The following is an 18141-nucleotide window of genomic DNA, read 5'->3' on the forward strand; positions in this document are numbered from 1 at the left end:
AACTTTGTAATCAAATAATAAAGATCATGTTTAAAGCCTTAAAATCTAAAAATTTCAAGTTATTCTTTTACGGACAATCTGTTTCAGTTATCGGAACCTGGATGCAGAAAACCGCCGTAAGCTGGATGATTTATAGTATAACAGGATCGGTATTTTTATTGGGATTAGCGACTTTTTTAAGTATGATACCGTCTCTGTTTCTGGCACCTCTTGCCGGAAGTATTATTGGGCGTTATGACAGACACCGCGCTATGATGGTATTGCAGTCTTTGGCAATGCTTCAGGCAGGAACTTTGGCGCTACTTATTTATCTCAAAATTTACAATATCAATTTTATACTGGCGCTCAGCCTTGTTCAGGGAATTATCAATGCTTTTGATATGACTTGTCGCCAAACTATGATGATTGACATTGTTGACAATAAAGAAGACCTTCCAAACGCAGTTGCTCTTAACTCGACTATGAACAATTTTGCCCGAATCGCGGGGCCTGCGCTTGCGGGAATTATTCTGCATCAATATGGAGAAGACATCTGTTTTATTGGAAACTTTATGAGTTATGTGCCTGTTTTAATTTCGCTAATGCTAATGAAAATCACACCGCATATTAAAGCAGAAAACAAGCTTAAAATGCTGGACGATCTTATAGAAGGGCTTGATTACGTAAAAAAAGAAAGCGAAATGGCAAGAATGCTCTTAATGCTAACTTGCAGCAGTTTGTTTGTAATTTCTTTTAATACTTTGATGCCTGTTTTTGCAAAAGATATTTTTAGCGGAAATGCCGAAACTTTCAGCTGGTTTGAAAGCGCTGCCGGAGTCGGCTCAATTTTATCTGCTATTTATCTTGCCAATTTAAAATCGGCTGAAAATATGGGAAAATTAATGATTGCGGCCAGTCTCTTACTTGGGTTTAGCATTATTATCCTAGCCGTTTCTAATAGCATTACAATTGCGCTAATCTGTATGACTCTGAGCGGAATCGGAATGATGGGACAAACTTCATCTATCAACATTTATATTCAGACGCATAGTATTGTGAGTATGCGCTCTAGAAGCATCAGTTATTATATGATGGCGTATCAGGGAATGATTCCTGTGGGAAGTTTAATTATTGGTTATGTTTCGCACTCGCTTGGCGTAAGAGCCACAGTTGCTATTCAGGGAATAATCTGTATTCTTTCTGTTTTGATTTATATCTATTACAAAAAACACAAAGCTTCTGATGAATTGGAGACTTGTCCTGTGGAATATAGAAATTCCAAATTTTAAAAAATTCCAAATTCCAATTTTCCACAAACTGTATGGTTAAGCGAAAATTTCAATAAAAAAATCCCAAATTCCAACTTTAGATTTTGGAATTTGGGATTTTTAAAATATTGCAATTTAAACTATGATATTTCCCCGCGAAGTGCAGTTTCAAAAATATTTTTAAACTCGTTTTGCGGAATATTATGCCCAAGCAAATACATTAATTTGGTAATTGCGGCTTCGGTTGTAATGTCTTTTCCTGAAATAACCCCTAACGATTTCAAAGCTGTACTGGTTTCGTATTGTCCCATATTTACGCTTCCGCCTGAGCATTGCGTTACGTTTACGATATGTATTCCAGATTTGATGGCTTTTTCGATTAAGTTTAAAAACCAATCTTCAGTTGGTGCATTTCCAGAACCGTAAGTTTCTAGAATAATTCCTCTCAACCCTTTAGTTGCAAGGATGGAAGCCAGAACAATTTCACTCATTCCTGGGAACATTTTGATGATGGCAACGTGATTGTCTAAATTCTTATGAACAATCAGTTTTGCATTTTTATTTACAGGAAGAAATAAATGTCTGTTTAATGTTAAATGAACACCAGATTCTACCAATTCAGGATAATTTGGTGCTGTAAAGGCCCTGAAATGTTCAGCATTTACTTTAGAAGTTCGGTTTCCGCGGTATAATTTGTATTCAAAATATAAGCAGACTTCTGTAATAACTGGCTTTCCATTTTCCTGTAGAGAAGCAATTTGAATTGCTGTTATCAGATTTTCTTTGGCGTCGGTGCGCAAATCCCCAATTGGCAATTGCGAACCTGTAAACACAACTGGTTTTGACAAATTCTCCAGCATAAAACTCAATGCCGAAGCCGAATACGACATGGTATCAGATCCGTGAAGGACAACAAATCCGTCGTAAGAATTATAATTTTCCTCAATGATTGTGGCGATTTTGGTCCACATTTGAGGATTCATATTTGAAGAATCTATTGGATGTTCGAAGGAAATCGACTCGATTTCGCAATCCAATTGCTTGATTTCTGGTATTTTCTGAATTAATTTACCAAAATTGAAGGCTTTCAGTGCTCCAGTTTCAAAATCTTTGCTCATACCGATGGTTCCTCCGGTATAAACCAATAATATTTTTGCTTTAGATGACATCTTGGTATTTTAATTTGTTGACAACAGGATTGGCATACATAGCTAAAAATCCTTGTCTTGTCACAGGATTATCGCTTCCGATACGCATTTCTAAACGGCGCTCAAAAAGCTGTTTTTCGCTCTCTTTATATTTATGAGCAAATTTGTCTGTTTCGTTTAAAATATCGTAAGCAATAAAATTTGTTGGCCATAATTGATAATTTTTCAAGATTACATCATCAATAGTCTGCGCCAACGCTTGAACCTGTTTGTTTACATTATCATTTTCTGCCACAATCTGATCGATTTCAGTATCTAAAACATCTCCGACAGAAATGTGTATTCTCTTTTTAGTTCCCATGATACCGCTAATGATATTCATGAAATCTTCGTTTTTATCTTTTACGTACACTTCGTTGTTTGCTTCTGCCATTAATTGCGGCATCTTTAAAACATCTGTCGGATCGTATTCGTATGAAATAGAGACAGGAACGATTTTTAATTTCTTAAAATAATTCATCAAATCTTCTTCATCAGAAGCCATTCCAATCATTTTTAAAACTCCTGGATTGGTTTCGTCATTTCCATCTTTCGTTCTTCCTTCTCTTTGAGCAATCCAAACCGAACGGTTTTCGCGAAGCAGCAATTGTCCCATATATTCAGACAACAATTTTGAACTTTGAAGCATTTCTCTTGGAGACAAACCTCTTAGAACCAAGAAGTTTCTGTTTAATTTTGCCAAAGTTGCCAAAAAAGCTTTCTTTACTAAATTGTCTCCAATTGCCGAAGCTGTCATTACTAAACCATGTTCAAACAGACAAACATTTAGCAAGGTTGTATCCAGAAGAATATCTCTGTGATTTGAGATAAATAGATAAGAAGTATTGGGTTCCAGTTTTTCAAAACCTGATGTGGTAAGACCTTCAGAGCTTTTTTCTAAAACTTTTTGGATCGTGTTATAAATAAAGTTGCATTGAAAATCTCGTATAGAATGGGTTTTCTTCAATTGTTCCTTCCAAACCTCATCTTCTACATCCGGAAAAGTAAAGTTCATCATGGTTTTCATCATAGGATGATTGACCACCGCATGAAGTGCTTCATTTATTTCGGAATCATAAAACGGTCGAATGGCATCAAATTTCTGCATTATTTATAATTGTTTAAAGTGGGCAAAAGAACAAAAAAAAATTTAAAGTTTTGTAAGGCTCAGGTTAAATCCCAAAAACGTCTTTTGAGTTTTGGGTTGTGATTGCTGCAATTTCTTCTGTAGAAACGCCATACACATCACTTAATTTAGCTATAACGTTGACCAAATAACTGCTTTCATTTCTTTTTCCTCTATATGGAATGGGCGCTAAGTACGGTGAATCGGTCTCTAAAACGATATGTTTTAAATCGATTTGATTTAAAAACTGATCAATTTTCCCGTTCTTAAAAGTAACAACTCCACCAATTCCCAATTTCATATTATAAGAAATGGCGCGCTCTGCTTGTTCTAAAGTTCCGGAAAAACAATGAAAAATCCCAAACAAATCTTCAGATTTTTCTTCTTCTAATACTTCAAAAATCTCATCAAACGCTTCTCTGCAATGAATTACAATGGGTAATTTATACTGTTTTGCCAGCTGAATTTGTCTTTTAAAAGCAATTTGCTGCTCTTTTAGATGTGTTTTATCCCAATACAAATCGATTCCGATTTCGCCAACTGCGTAGAATTTTCTTTTAGACAATTCTGTTTCCACATGAGCTAATTCTTCCAAATAATTATCTTTCACGTAAGTGGGATGCAAACCCATCATTAGAAATATATTTTCAGGATAATTTTTTTCTAAATCGTACATCGATTGTGTTGCTGCAGCATCGATTGCAGGAATAAAAAAACGTGTAATTCCCGCATCAATAGCGCGCTGAATCATTTCGTCACGATCCTGATCAAATTCTTCAGAATATAAATGCGTGTGGGTATCGGTAATAATGGGTGTTGAATTCAAGGCTGTAATTTTAAAGTGCCAAAATTACGACAATATTAAAAGAATAGCAATTCTGTTGCGATTGAGGTACGCGGATGAAACGGATTCACTTTGTGAAAACACGGATTGTCACGGATTTTATTTTTGTCACGCTGAGCGGAGTCGAAGCCCTAATCGCTAATCTTTATGGATTCTCAATGCGATCCTTCGACTTCACTCAGGGTGAAAAAAAAACCTTTGTCAAAAGTTGTACACTTTGACAAAGGCTAGAACAATAACAACCTATTTTTTATCATTCTAAGGAACGAAGGACCTCACAAGAAGCTTCGAGGAGAAAACCCCCATTTTTTCTCTCGATCAGCTAGTGCGATCCCTCGTTACTCAGTACGACAAACTGGGTTTATTTTCCTGTTTCTATATATAGCAAAGCGCGTTCCAAAACTTCATCTCTGCCTTCTTTTATCCCTTTTATTGTTGGTTTTACCTCAATATCGGGTACAATTCCTACATGTCGCAGCCAATTTTTCGGTCTGGGTAATGCTACCCAAACCAAAAATGGTCTGAGAAAAAACAAGAAGAAAAATTATTACAACTTTTTTCATTTAGCTTTTCTGGTTAACTTAAATTGTTTTTGGAACAAGTTCTTGTAAAAAGAAAATCGAATTTAGAACTAAAATTCCAAATTCGATTGAGGTTTCCCGTAAAGAGGTAAATTTTTTCTTAAATAATTAGAATTTAATCCAATTCTTCTAAAAGCTGTTCAACTTCATCATAATCTTCATAGTCTTGCGAAATTGTCTGTAAAATGGCTTTACAGTCATCATATTTTCCTTGTTTTAATTTAGATAAAGCTAGATTCCATTTTGCTTTTTCTTTATAAACAGAATTTCCGGCTTCCAATTCTTTAAATATATTTTCTGCTTTTACGTATTTGCCAACTTGCAATAATGAAACGGCATAGAAATATTTAATCTCGTCTGAATTGTTTTCTTTTAAAATCATTTCAAAAATCGGAATCGCTGTTTCATATCTTTTTCCGTTGAAATTATTCTCTGCTTGTTTTAAAATGGCTTCAGAAACGCCTCTTTCTGTAAAATAAGCACTTTCTGGATGATTATAATCTTCAAAATTTGGATAATGCTTGTAATCAAAGAAAAACAGCCCGAACATAATAATTATAGATGCCGCTGCCGCAAAATACCACGGTTTAAGTGAAGCTACTTTATTTTCCTTTTTATTAAAATATTTATCTGAAATTCTGGTCAAGTTTCCTTTAAAGATTTCTCTTTCCTGTTCTTGTCCGAATTTATTCTCCAACTGAAAATGCATTTCTTTGAAACTTTCAAACTCCGAAGCCAATGCAGCATCCTCAGATAATTGTTTCTCAAAATTGTTTTTTTCATCAACGGTCAGTTCGCCTTGAAGATATTGGTCAAATAATATATAGCGTTCTTCGTTCATGATTAATTGTTTTTTAAAGAGTTAAAATTTTTCGCTTCTTGAATCCACTGCGTCAGCTGGCCTACACACAACGATTTCTTTTTTCGGACATAACCGTAAGTCACATTGAGTTTTTGGGCTACTTCTTCCATTGATTTTAGAGAAAAACTGAGTTTCAAAACTTCTTGGCATTTCTCTCCCAATTTTTGGAACATGGTTTCGAAAAGCTTCTGTTTTTCATCAAATTCTTCTGCCTGTGCAATCAATTCGTGAGCAGATTCATTGATAGATACCACATTCTCATAAATTGTTACCCCTTTATTGGCAGAATTTTTCAATTCGTTTAGCCAGCGTCTTTTGCAGAGCAAGAAAAAATAGGCGTCAAACGGACAAGTGAGCTGAAGTTTCTTGGCTTTCGCCTGATTAAAAAGCAAAATCATAATTTCCTGAATCACATCCTGCGCCTGATCTTTATCTCCAGAATTATTGGTGATAAACTGAACTACTTTGGGCGCAAATTTTTTATATATCATTTCGATAACTAGTGAATCGTTTGCAGCAAGTCCGTCGATATATTTTTGATCAGGATGAATTTTATTTTGATCCATAAAAATGCATTTTACAGCTAATTTAAAAAAAGAATCTTAAAAATTTTCAAAAATAAGAGGTAACAATATTACAATCAATTGTATATATCGAAACAAAAGTCTTTTAAAAACCTTTAAAAAATTAAAAGAAATGGAAAGTTACCAATATATCAATGAAAAAAATCTAGATCGCTTTTACGAAATAATCGCTGCTAAAACACGTAACGGTTTTGTAATTACAGAACAAAATGAAAAACTGCCTTATGTGGTTTTGTCTAAAGAAAAGAAAAACATAAATCATACTTTTCATTTGTTTCTAAGCGTATTCACTTTTGGCATCTGGCTAATTGTCTGGATTTATCTTATTCTAAAATTCTCCCGCAAAAAAGACATTTTGGTCGCTGTTGACGAAGATGGAAATCTTTTTGAAGACAAATGCATTTCTATTTAAACAAAACTGAGGTAACAAATTTTGACGTCAATTGATATAAGCACATAAAAGCCCTTTAAAAAAATTTTTGAAAAAGAGGGTAACAAAATCTAACCCGAGTTGATATAACATTAAAATTAATTAACCAAATCTGAAAACTACTTGAAACAATCAAGCCAGATTTATAAAAACTAGAAATTATGAAAACAAATTTAAAAAAGATCGGACTTTTAATAATAGCGATGACAACGTTCGCAAGCTGCGACAATAGCGACGGAGAAGATATCAAAATTTCGCCTCCTACTTCTGAAGCGTTTAAAAGCATTAGCGAAAAAGGAGTAAAAAGAAACACGCAAAATTTTACTATGACCGCAGGAAACGGCGTTGTTACCTTAACTTCAGCAAAGGGTGTAAAGCTTTACATTAACGGAGATTGTTTAACCAAAAACGGAAATCCTGTAACTGGGCAAGTCGATATTGAATACATCGAACTTTTTGATAAAGGAAATATGCTGGTTACCAACAAACCAACTATGGGAATTACCGCAGACGGGAAGAAAAATCTTTTAATTTCTGGAGGAGAATTCTTCATCAAAGCAACTCAGGGAGGAGTCGAATTGCAAACTTCTTGCAGTATGAATATGATCGTTCCGACTGCATTGACAAATGGTTTTGATAACCTAATGACTTTGTGGACTGGAGTTATCGACGAAGATGGCAATTTGGCTTGGAGGGAAGCAAAAGCAAATGCTGATGGAACTGATGGAAAAGGCGGTGTACAAGGTGAATTAAACAATTATTATGTGACTTTCGGTAAATTCGGTTGGACCAACGTAGATCGTTTTTACCACGATCCAAGACCAAAAACAACTCTTTTAGTTGATGTTCCAGACGGATACAACAATACAAACAGTGCCGTTTTTCTTTCTTACGATGGAGAAGGCAAAAATGCACTTGCTCAATTGGACACTTATACAGCTGAAGGATTGTTTAGCGAACATTACGGTCAAATTCCGATTGGATTAGCTTGCCATATCATTTTTGCAACAGAAGATAACGGAAACTGGCGCTATGCGATAAAAGGCGTGACAATTTCTGCAAATGCGGTTTACGAATTTAATTTAGCCGAAACAACAGTCGGCACCGAAGCTCAATTAGTTGCTGCAATTAATGCCATACAGTAACTTCTAAATGCTTTTTTTGAGAAAAAGTGGTGATTTGCTCATCACTTTTTTTTACATTTAATCTTGTTTGAGATTTCATTCAGAAATTTTTAAACCTCAAAACTATCTAGTTATGAAACCACAACTGTCTATTTTCTTTATTCTATTTTCTATTTTTTCAATAGGACAAACCAAAGTGAAAGACACCATAACACGAAGAGCCAATATAGGTTTTATTCAAAACGGAAATCAGGTTAGTTTTAAACCAGAAACTCCGCCTTTGATTCCGATTGCGGGTGCGCCAAAACCAAGTTATTCTTATTTATGGGAATTAGGAGACGGCCATTACAGCAAAGAAGCCGAACCTAAACATGTTTATAAAAACAAAGGAACTTACACGGCAAGACTTGCTGTAACGAATAATTATGACAACGGAAAACCTCCGGCAACTCGCCCAAAGAAAGTGGCCATAAACGATATTACAGACACCAATTATAAAGACATTGCTTCTATTCCCGATCAGAATGGTTTTGCGATTATTAAAAACTGTGATCCAATTCCAGAACAAGAAATGGTAGTTGTGGTAAGTTATCAGAATCTTGAAAATTATGTTTCTAGCGGAAAGCTTTATTTATTTTATAATGAAAAGCAATTCAAACACAATAATTCCGAATTAAGTGATTTCAGAACGTATGCGGGCGAACGTGAAGTGAAAGAAAATCTTGTTGCTTCGACTGATGATTTAAATGACTCGAATACTTTTTTGGCTTCCGCCGAAGGGACTTCCAAAATCAAAAAATATAGAAATACCACAACTGAAGAAGATTTGGAAGCTTCACTTTCAGATGCCAATAAAACCTATCACAATGTTTCTATTTTAGAATTTGATGATGCGAATCCGGGAGAAACTCGAAATGTTTTTTACACTTTCAAAACAACTCCCGAAATGATAAAAGATACCAGTGCAACAGTAACCATGCGAGGAATTTTTGTCCCGAATAGAAGTTATAAAAACCATAAAGTGAAAAATCTGGAAATGGAAATTGTAACTTCTCACGATCCAAACAAAATGGGTTCTAACGGAAGTTTTATGAATTACAGATTAGTGCGTTTCAAACGAGTAAATTTTAAAACCCGTTTTCAAAATAATGGTGAAGGTCCAGCAAGAAAGATCCGTTTGGAAACCGATGTTCCCGACATGTTTGACAAAAAAACTTTTCAGATTGAAAGCATGTATCCCGAATGTCCGATTTGTCCAAAAGGTGAAGAGCCAACCGTAAGCTGTCTCGATACGATTATCAAACAGAAACAAATCATTTTTACTTTTAAAAACATTTATCTTCCTGGAAGCGAACAGAAAAATGTACATGAAAAAGATTCTACAAAAGGTTTTGTCAAATATTCCATGAAGTTTGGTGAAGATTTTCATAAGGTAAAAACCAAAAGCCGAACTGCCATTATTTTTGATAAAAACGAACCCATAATTACCAACTATGCCACTACCAGATTCCTTCCTGGAATTTCGATTGGCGCCAAAGCAGGTTATAATTTTTATCCAGATCTAGATAAATCGACGAGCTATTTTGTGGGCGCGACGCTTTCGCCTTTTAAATCGTATCGTTTTTATTGGCAGGTAGAATGGGAAAATGCTTTAAACCAATATGACAGCAAAGTAAACGTTTCGGAAGAATTTAATACAAATGCCAACGGAACCAGACAATTGGTACGCACCACAACTGCCACTGAAAATAAAAATATCAATTGGGAAATTCCTGTTTTAATTCGATATAATATCAATAACTACATTGGAGTTGGAGCGGGAATTCAGGCGAATGTAAATGTGTATTCAGAACAGAATCAAACGATCACGGTCGATACTTTTGAAGGCGATAAAGAAAACTTTTTGATCAGTTCAACAACAAGTTCTAATACGATAAAAAACAATTTCTCAGGCTTTAAAACAGGGCTTTTATTTGACTTAACAGCTGGTTTCGCCAGAATCGGACCTAGTTTGGGCGCGCGCTATGTGATTAATTTTGAACAGAATTTTAATTATTTTCAGGTGTATGGAATTTGGAAGTTTTAGAGGTTATACCGCAGAGATGCACAAAGGTTACGCAGAGATACACAAAGAATATTTTGCCACGAATTTCACTAATTTCCACTAAATTTAAGTAATGCTATTTTGAGTTTCGATTTATAAAAATTCGTGAAATTCGTGGCAAAAACAATATAATATGAACTTACATCACTTATATGGTTTTATTTTCCTTTTCCTGTGTCTGAATGTTTTCGGACAAAGTCAGGAGGATAAAATATATAATGCTGTTGACAGTTTTACCGCGAATCCTTCAGCGGAAGCGTTGCAGAATTTAAGAAACATAGAAAGTGATTTCTGGAAAAGTGCCAAGACCAAAACCAAAGATGAATTGTTGGCAATTGTCATTTTAAATTGCAACAAAGCGTATTATGAAAATCAGTTTGGACAGAATTTAGATGCGGTAAAAAGCTACGAAAAAGCTTGGATGATTTATCAGAAAAACAAACTTAAAAATTATGATATAATTGAATTCTGCCTGAAACCTTTGGGCAATTTATATACCGTTTTGGGCGATTATGAAAATGCCGAAAACACTATCAAACAATATTATTTTATTGCCAGTCAAGAGAAAAACAAGAGCCAAAAAACGGCCGCCATTCTTAATCTTTCAAATGTCTATCAAAATACTGGTAACGTTTATAAAGCAATAGAATTGATTGAAAAAACAATCCAGACCGAAAAACTTTCTGCTGTTGAAAAAGGTCTATTATTGAATAATTTGGGAACAAACTATGTTTTATCTTCTAAAAAGGCTGAAGCTGAAACTTCATTTTTGAAAGCGGTTTCTCTTTTAAAAAATGACAAATCGCAAACCGAAACTTTAGCAAATGCATATCGAAATCTGGCTCAGTTAAAAGTAGATCAAAACGATTTTAAAAAAGCTTCCGAATTTTTCGAAAAGGCGAAAACAGAATTCAATAAAAATCCGAAACGGGAACCTCGAAAAATAGGGCAATTTTATTATGAAGCCGCTTTTATTGCTTTTTCTGAAGGCAATATAGTTGATGCTCAGCAAAATCTAGAAATAGTTTTTAAAACACTTCTTCCCAGTTATTCGGCTTCAAAAAATAGGCTCCCAAATGGGAATTCGCTTTATGCCGAAACGGTTTTATTAGATGCTTTAGATTTGCAGGCCTTAATTTATTTAGCCGAAAATCAGCCAAAAAATGCCTTAAAAAGTTATGAGCTTTCTTTTAAAATCGAAGAAATGATTCAGTCGCTTTTGGTTTATGAAAATTCAAAAATTATAACACAAGTACGAAACCGAAGCAGAACAGAAAAATGCATTGAAATTTATCTTTCATTGTTTGAAAGAGAACGAAAAATGAATTATATCGAAAGTGCTTTTCTATTGTCTGAACAAACAAAATCGGTTGTTTTAAAAAAGCATCTTAAAAATATTGAAACGATTTCAAGAGAAGAAAAACTGATTTTGCAACAGCTCCAAAATTGGAATACCGCCATTCTGAAAGAACAGCAAAAATTAGAAGCGGCTAATATTTCTAAAATCAATGAAGCCGTTAAAAAACAGAATGAATTGATGCTGCTTTTGAAAACAAAGCAAAACAAAACCGATCAGAAAAAGAATTCTGAATTGGATTTGACTAAGTTGTACGACAAACTGAAAAAAGACAATGCTGCATTAGTGGAATATTTTTTTGGAAGTCATTGCATCTATAATTTCATTCTCGAAAACAAAAAAATCACACTGCACAAAATTGAAACAGCTGATAAGGAATTGCTTTCATTCATTGACTTTTTTAAAGATCCATCTGCAATTGCCAACAATCCTAAAAAGTATAATGCACTTGGAAATAAAATCTATAAGAAACTTCAAATTCCAAAAGTTGAAAAACATAAAAATTTGATTCTTGTTCCAGATGGAATTCTGTCTTTTCTGCCTTTTGAAGCTTTAATAAGCGAAACCTCAAACACAACCAATTTTACAAAAATGCATTATCTGCTGGATAAGTTTGATGTTTCTTATAACAATTCTGCAGAATTATATTTGAACACAAATCCGCTTTCAAATGGCAAAAAGAATATTTTAGGCCTTTTTCCAATTTTCGAAAAAACCAATTACGAACTTCCTTTTTCGAAAAATGAATTGCAATCTATAAAACATAATTTTGACGGACAGTTTTTTGAGAATAAAAATGCTGATTTCTCAAACTTTAAAAACAGTGCAATAGGAAAATCGATTATACATCTCAGCACGCATGCCTCTTCAGGCGATCTGGAAACTCCGGCAAGCATCAAATTCTATGATCAAGAAGTTTTATTTTCTGAATTGTATAATTTACAGCTCAATCCTGATTTGGTGGTTCTGAGCGCTTGTGAAACCGGAATTGGAAAACTCTATAAAGGCGAAGGCGCTCTGAGCGTAGCAAGAGGTTTTCAGTTTGCGGGAGCACAAAATCTATTATTTTCTTTGTGGAATGTAAACGATTATACAACTTCTGTTTTCATGGATTATTTTTATAAAGAGGTAAAACATAATTCGTCTTTTGCACAGGCAACGGCAAATGCAAAAAGGGAGTTTTTAAAAGATGAAAACGTTCCAAATGCAAAAAAGTCACCTTATTATTGGAGTGCTTTTGTGTATTATGGCACTCTTGAAAAGCCTGAAAAGCAAACCAATTATATCTTGTATATCATTAGTTTTTTGGCGGCAATTGGCTTATTTTTGGTTTTCAATCATTACAGGAATGGAAAATCTTCACGAAATTCTCAAAATAGAGAAGTACAAAAAAATAAAGTTTAAAATCACCAAAACCCAGCATTTGCAGATAAAAGCCAAAATAAACGGCATTTCTGGAAATTTCATTTTAGACACTGGCGCATCCAATACCTGCGTAGGCTTTGAGTGTATTGAACGCTTCGAACTTTCTGCTAAGAACTCTAAAACAAAAGCTTCTGGAGCAGGCGGAACTGGAATGACAACACAGATTTCGTCTCAAAATAAATTGCAGTTAGGAAGCTGGAAAAGCAAAGATTTCAGCATCGTAATTTTTGATCTTTCACACGTAAATGAGGCTTTAGAATCTTTTAAAGCAAAAGCTGTTCATGGCATTATTGGCGCTGATGTTCTATTGGAAGGAAAAGCGATTATTGACTATTTTAATCATTATTTATATTTGAAATAGAAATTCCAATCAAAAAAAAATCTAAATTCCAAATAAAAAAGTCTTCATTAAAATGAAGACTTTTTAGCTTTATACTATTTCTTGATTATCAATTTGTGTTTTCGGAACCGCATGTTTTTTCAACGAAAAATAAGCAACAACTGTACTCAGCAACATTAAAACTCCACCTAAAATAAAAGGTGCTCCTGCAAACTTAAACGGCGCATCATCATGAGTGAAAAAGTAAAATGTATTGGCCATCATTGGCGGACCAATAATTGAAGAAGCACTCATTAAACTGGTTAAAGTCCCTTGAATTTCTCCTTGTTCGCTTGGCGCTACTTTACTTGCTACAACAGATTGCAATGCTGGACCGGCAATTCCGCCAAGGCAATACGGAATTAAAAACACAAACATCATCCAGCTTTCTGTTGCAAAAGCAAATAATAGCATTCCGATTGTATATAAAGCTAAACCAATGTAGATGCTTTTTTCATTTCCGATTTTTGGATTGATGTAACGAACTAATCCTCCTTGCACTACGCCAACCAATAAACCGATTATTCCCAATGAAATTCCGATCATTCTCTCGTCCCAATTAAATTGATAGATGGTAAAGAAACTCCAATTGCTTTGCACCGCATGAGAACCCACATATAGTAAAAAAATGGCAACGATTAATCCGATTAATGTTGGATGTTTTCTTAATCCTAAAATAGCTCCGATTGGATTGGCACGTTTCCAATCGAATGGTCTGCGGTTTTCTTTTTTAAGTGATTCAGGTAAAATGAAAAATCCATAAAGGAAATTCAGCATACACAAAACTGCGGCTGCGTAAAAAGGAACTCTAGAGCCATATTGACCTAAAAGTCCGCCAATAACTGGTCCGATTATAAATCCTAATCCGAAAGCAGCGCCTACTAATCCGAAGTTTTTAGCTCTGTTTTCAGCCGTACTAACATCGGCAATATAAGCGGAAGCAGTTGTAATACTCGCGCCTGTTATACCCGCGATAATTCTTCCAACAAAAAGCCAGATAATAGTTGGCGAAAATGCCAATAAAAGATAGTCTAAAGAAAATCCGAAAAGGGAAATTAAGATAATTGGTCTTCTTCCAAATTTATCACTTAAATTTCCAATAACGGGAGCAAATACAAACTGTGTTATCGCATACGCGAAAGTCAACCAACCGCCAATTTTTGCAGCTTCGCTGATGTCTCCGTGAATCAATTCTTCGATTAATTTTGGTATTACAGGAATAATAATTCCCCATCCTGTAATGTCTATTAACATGGTTATGAAAATAAAACCAATTGCTGCTGACTTATCTTTTTGTAGCATAATAATTTTTGTAAGGTGATGCAAATAAACGAAAAAGCTGACATTTTTTATATCATCTTTTTAATTCACAATGAAAAAAATCTAAAATTCCGAATTTAAGAACTTAGTATTGAATTATTAAAATTGGTACATTTTTTCACGCAGATTTAAAAAAGATTTAAGCAGATACACGCTGATCTTTTACAATTAATCTGGTAAAATCTATTGAATCTGGGTGAAATATTTAAAAGAATCAATCAAAAAAATCCCAAATTCCAATTGAAGGAATCTGGGATTTTTCATTGTGAAATTCCGAATTCGGGCTCGGAATTTCACTATCAAAAATTAAAACTATTAATGAGTATGTTTAGGATTAAAACCATCTTCGCTTAATTCTGTTGGTGTATAATCGGCATGCATTTCTGCTTCGTAGTCGATTTTTTCACCTTTAGAGAATTTTCTAATGATTTTCTCCATAATATCATAGATTACAGGAACTACAATTAACGTAAGGAATAATGAAGAAATCAAACCTCCAATAATTACCCATGCCAATCCGTTTTTCCACTCAGCTCCCGCTCCAGATGCCAATGCAATTGGGAACATACCAAATACCATCGCAATTGTCGTCATCAAGATCGGACGTAAACGAGCGTGGTTGGCTTGAATCAAGGCATTTCTGATAGATTCTCCAGCCGCTCTACGTTGATTGGTATAATCCACAAGCATGATCGCATTCTTACACACCAGACCGATCAACATAATTACCCCCAAGATGGTAAAGATATTTAAGGTATTGTTTGTTAATGCCAGTGCAAATAAAACCCCAATGAACGAAAGCGGGATAGCAAATAATACGACAAACGGGTGAACGAAACTGTCATACAATCCAACCATTACAAGGTAAACCAAAATAATAGCGGCTAATAATGCGATTCCTAAAGTACCAAATCCTTCCGATTGGTTTTCTTGGTCACCACCCCAGATATAGTTAACTCCGGTTGGTTTTTGCAATTTATCTAATTTTGCCTGCCATTGCTGAACAATTGTTCCCGCTGGCACCCCAACGTTCTGACCTTGGACAGTTACAGAAGCAGTTTTATCTCTACGCTCTAATTTACTTGGTCCAGAACCTTCTGTAATTGTCGCGAATTGGTTTAATTTAATCTGCTGACCAGCATTGTTGATGAAAATCAAATTACTAACGTCTGTGATGTTTTTTCTATCAAATTCGTTGTATTTAATATTGATGTCATACTCGTATTCACCAGCTCTAAATTTACCGTCTGTGTTACCACTGTAAGCAGTCTGCATGGTTAAACCAACTGTTTGAAGTGTTAATCCTAACGCAGCCATTTTATCTCTGTCAACCTGAACGTTGATCTCAGGGTTTCCATCCTCAACTGTTAATTTAATCTCAGTTGTTCCAGGAATTGTACGCAATTCAGCTTCGGCAAGTTTAGCAAATTTCATGGCACTTTCTACGTTTGGACCAGTTACGATCAAACCTAAAGTAGCATCTTCAGCAGTACCTAAGATACCTACAGGAACTGTTTTTACTTTTGCTCCAACTAAAACTTTTTCCAATTTACGTTTCACTTTTGCAGCGTATACGTTGGCGTCATCTGTACGATCTTTTTGATCGATCATTTTAACGTCAATCTCTGCTTTGTAAGCTGTTGCTTGAGCTGCTCCTAAACCTTCACTGGTTTGACCAACTGTTGTAATCTGGCTGAAAACATATTTCTCTCCTTTTAAGAAAGCTTCTGCTTTTTGCGTCATAAAGTTTGTCTGCTCTAATGAAGCATCTTTTGGCATCTCAATTTGAACCAAGAACTCTCCACTATCAGATGATGCAAAGAACTCTCCTCCAATGTATCCGCCTCCCATTAACCAGAAGATCGTTCCAAAGAACATTACCACAATGGCAACCATTGTTTTAATATAGTGATCTAAACACCAGTTTAATAAGTTCGATACCCAGTCAGTAAAACGAGTTAAGTAGCTTTCAAATCCAAGGATAATTCTTCCGAAAAGATTTTTACCTTCAATGTGCTCCAATTTTCCGAAACGTGATGATAACCATGGAATAATTGTAAATGAAGCCAATAATGAGAACATTGTAGAAATAATTACCGTAACACAGAATTGTGTAATAATGTTTGACACTAATCCTGTACTCATTGCAATCGGTAAGAACACCACCACAATTACTAAAGTAATCGAAGTTACAGTTGCACCGATTTCGGCTGTTCCGTCATAAGCGGCACGAATTCGACTTTTACCCATCTCCATGTGTCGGTAAATGTTTTCCAATACCACAATCGCGTCATCCACAAGAATACCAACCACAAGAGATAAACCAAGTAAAGACATTAAGTTAAGCGTGTAACCTAATAAATAGATTCCGATAAATGTAGCGATCAAAGACGCTGGAATAGATACCATTACGATCAATGAGTTTCGAATACTGTGCAAGAAGAACAACATTACGAATGCTACCAGAATAACCGCAATTAACAAGTCATGCACAACAGAATCTGCTGCTTCAAGAGTAAAGACTGTACTGTCTTTTGCTACTTCTAATTTTAATTGAGCCGATTTATAATCGTTCTCTAAAGTTTTAATTGTTTTAATCAACTGCTCACTTACCGCAACGGCATTAGCATCTGATTGTTTTACAATTTGAAGTACAATCGCGCTTCTTTGATCTACACGCGCAATTTTCTCTGCAATTTTTTGAGTATCCTGAACATCTGCAATTTCTCCTAGACGAATTTGGATTCCGTTTTGAGAAGAAACTACTAAGTTTCTCAATTCTTCAACACTTTTATATTTACCCGCTAAACGGATTAAGATTTTTTGGTTACGAGTCTGGATGTTACCTGTAGGGAAATCCAAATTTGAACTCAAAATGGTCTGCTGCACTTGCGGAACAGAAAGTCCGTAACCTTGCATTTTTACTGCGTCAAGGTTTACCTGAATCTCACGCTCTTGACCACCAATAATGTTTACCTGAGCAACCCCTTGCACACGAGATAAAACTGGAGCAATCTTTTTATCGATCAAATCGTAGAAAGCTGCTTCGTCCATTTTACCATTTGCACCAAGCGTCATAATTGGTAAATCACTCAAAGAGAATTTAGTCAATGATGGTGGATCTGCATCATCTGGCAAGTCACTCAAAATCGCATTGATCTTACGCTGCGCATCGTTCATCGAAATATCAACATTCGCGTTTGAAGTCAATGTGATCGATACAATCGAAAGGCTCTCGTAAGACTTCGAGTCGATTTTCTTGATATTTTCAAGAGACGCAATCGCATCTTCAATTTTCTTTGTTACTGTATTTTCAACCTCACTTGGAGAAGCTCCAGGATAAACAGTTGAAACCGTAATTACGTTGGTTTCGAATTTTGGGATCAGCTCGTAGCCTAATTGGCTGTAACTGAACAATCCACCTAGTGTCAGAATCGTAAACAATACAATTACTAACGACGGACGTTTTATGGATATTTCGGCTAATTTCATATATTTTTTCTTTATGCTTTAAGCTGTAGGCAGTAGGCTTTAAGCTTTTAAATTGCTTATAGCCTATCGCTTAATGCTT

The 18141-nt window shown here is 35.0% G+C and carries 13 protein-coding genes; 6 read left to right on the plus strand and 7 right to left on the minus strand.

What is annotated here, in order from left to right; translation table 11 throughout:
* Nucleotides 1–26 precede the first annotated feature (26 nt).
* The gene (locus BLP44_RS01900; RefSeq protein WP_091128741.1) at nt 27–1268 is read left to right on the plus strand and encodes an MFS transporter; all 1242 of its coding nucleotides are present in this window, start codon (nt 27–29) and stop codon (nt 1266–1268) included.
* A gap of 119 nt (nt 1269–1387) precedes the next feature.
* Here the strand turns inward: BLP44_RS01900 and BLP44_RS01905 are convergent, their stop codons facing one another.
* From BLP44_RS01905 to BLP44_RS01925, 5 genes are all read right to left on the minus strand, one after another.
* Nucleotides 1388–2416: an asparaginase gene (locus tag BLP44_RS01905; protein WP_091128745.1), complete on the minus strand. Its 1029-nt coding sequence runs from the start codon at nt 2414–2416 to the stop codon at nt 1388–1390.
* The gene (locus BLP44_RS01910; RefSeq protein ID WP_091128748.1) at nt 2406–3542 is read right to left on the minus strand and encodes a 1-acyl-sn-glycerol-3-phosphate acyltransferase; all 1137 of its coding nucleotides are present in this window, start codon (nt 3540–3542) and stop codon (nt 2406–2408) included. The genes BLP44_RS01905 and BLP44_RS01910 overlap by 11 nt, the downstream gene beginning before the upstream one ends.
* A gap of 64 nt (nt 3543–3606) precedes the next feature.
* A complete protein-coding gene (locus BLP44_RS01915) occupies nt 3607–4386 on the minus strand; it encodes a TatD family hydrolase (RefSeq protein ID WP_066033044.1) in 780 nt (259 codons plus the stop codon).
* A gap of 714 nt (nt 4387–5100) precedes the next feature.
* A complete protein-coding gene (locus BLP44_RS01920) occupies nt 5101–5826 on the minus strand; it encodes a tetratricopeptide repeat protein (protein ID WP_008466172.1) in 726 nt (241 codons plus the stop codon).
* 2 nt (nt 5827–5828) lie between these two features.
* A complete protein-coding gene (locus BLP44_RS01925) occupies nt 5829–6413 on the minus strand; it encodes an RNA polymerase sigma factor (RefSeq protein ID WP_066033047.1) in 585 nt (194 codons plus the stop codon).
* A gap of 130 nt (nt 6414–6543) precedes the next feature.
* Between BLP44_RS01925 and BLP44_RS01930 the strand changes: the two genes are divergently transcribed.
* The 5 genes from BLP44_RS01930 to BLP44_RS01950 all read left to right on the plus strand — a co-directional run bounded on the left by BLP44_RS01930 (nt 6544) and on the right by BLP44_RS01950 (nt 13232).
* Entirely contained in the window at nt 6544–6843 is a 300-nt protein-coding gene (locus BLP44_RS01930; RefSeq protein ID WP_066033048.1) for a hypothetical protein, read from the plus strand.
* A gap of 179 nt (nt 6844–7022) precedes the next feature.
* Entirely contained in the window at nt 7023–8006 is a 984-nt protein-coding gene (locus BLP44_RS01935) for a hypothetical protein (RefSeq protein WP_091128750.1), read from the plus strand.
* Nucleotides 8007–8118: 112 nt separating this feature from the next.
* On the plus strand, nt 8119–10071 hold the full coding sequence (locus BLP44_RS01940; RefSeq protein ID WP_091129779.1) for a DUF7849 domain-containing protein: 1953 nt from the start codon (nt 8119–8121) through the stop codon (nt 10069–10071).
* 151 nt (nt 10072–10222) lie between these two features.
* Nucleotides 10223–12850, plus strand: a complete 2628-nt coding sequence (locus tag BLP44_RS01945; RefSeq protein WP_091128753.1) for a CHAT domain-containing protein — start codon at nt 10223–10225, stop codon at nt 12848–12850.
* Entirely contained in the window at nt 12795–13232 is a 438-nt protein-coding gene (locus BLP44_RS01950) for a retropepsin-like aspartic protease (protein WP_066033052.1), read from the plus strand. Before BLP44_RS01945 ends, BLP44_RS01950 begins: the two co-directional genes overlap by 56 nt.
* A 69-nt stretch (nt 13233–13301) precedes the next feature.
* Here the strand turns inward: BLP44_RS01950 and BLP44_RS01955 are convergent, their stop codons facing one another.
* Both BLP44_RS01955 and BLP44_RS01960 read right to left on the minus strand, forming a co-directional pair.
* Entirely contained in the window at nt 13302–14552 is a 1251-nt protein-coding gene (locus BLP44_RS01955; RefSeq protein ID WP_066033053.1) for a TCR/Tet family MFS transporter, read from the minus strand.
* 333 nt (nt 14553–14885) lie between these two features.
* Nucleotides 14886–18062, minus strand: a complete 3177-nt coding sequence (locus BLP44_RS01960) for an efflux RND transporter permease subunit (RefSeq protein WP_066033054.1) — start codon at nt 18060–18062, stop codon at nt 14886–14888.
* Nucleotides 18063–18141 lie beyond the last annotated feature (79 nt).

This window comes from Flavobacterium anhuiense, from assembly GCF_900101855.1.
In the GTDB taxonomy this organism is placed as follows: domain Bacteria; phylum Bacteroidota; class Bacteroidia; order Flavobacteriales; family Flavobacteriaceae; genus Flavobacterium; species Flavobacterium anhuiense.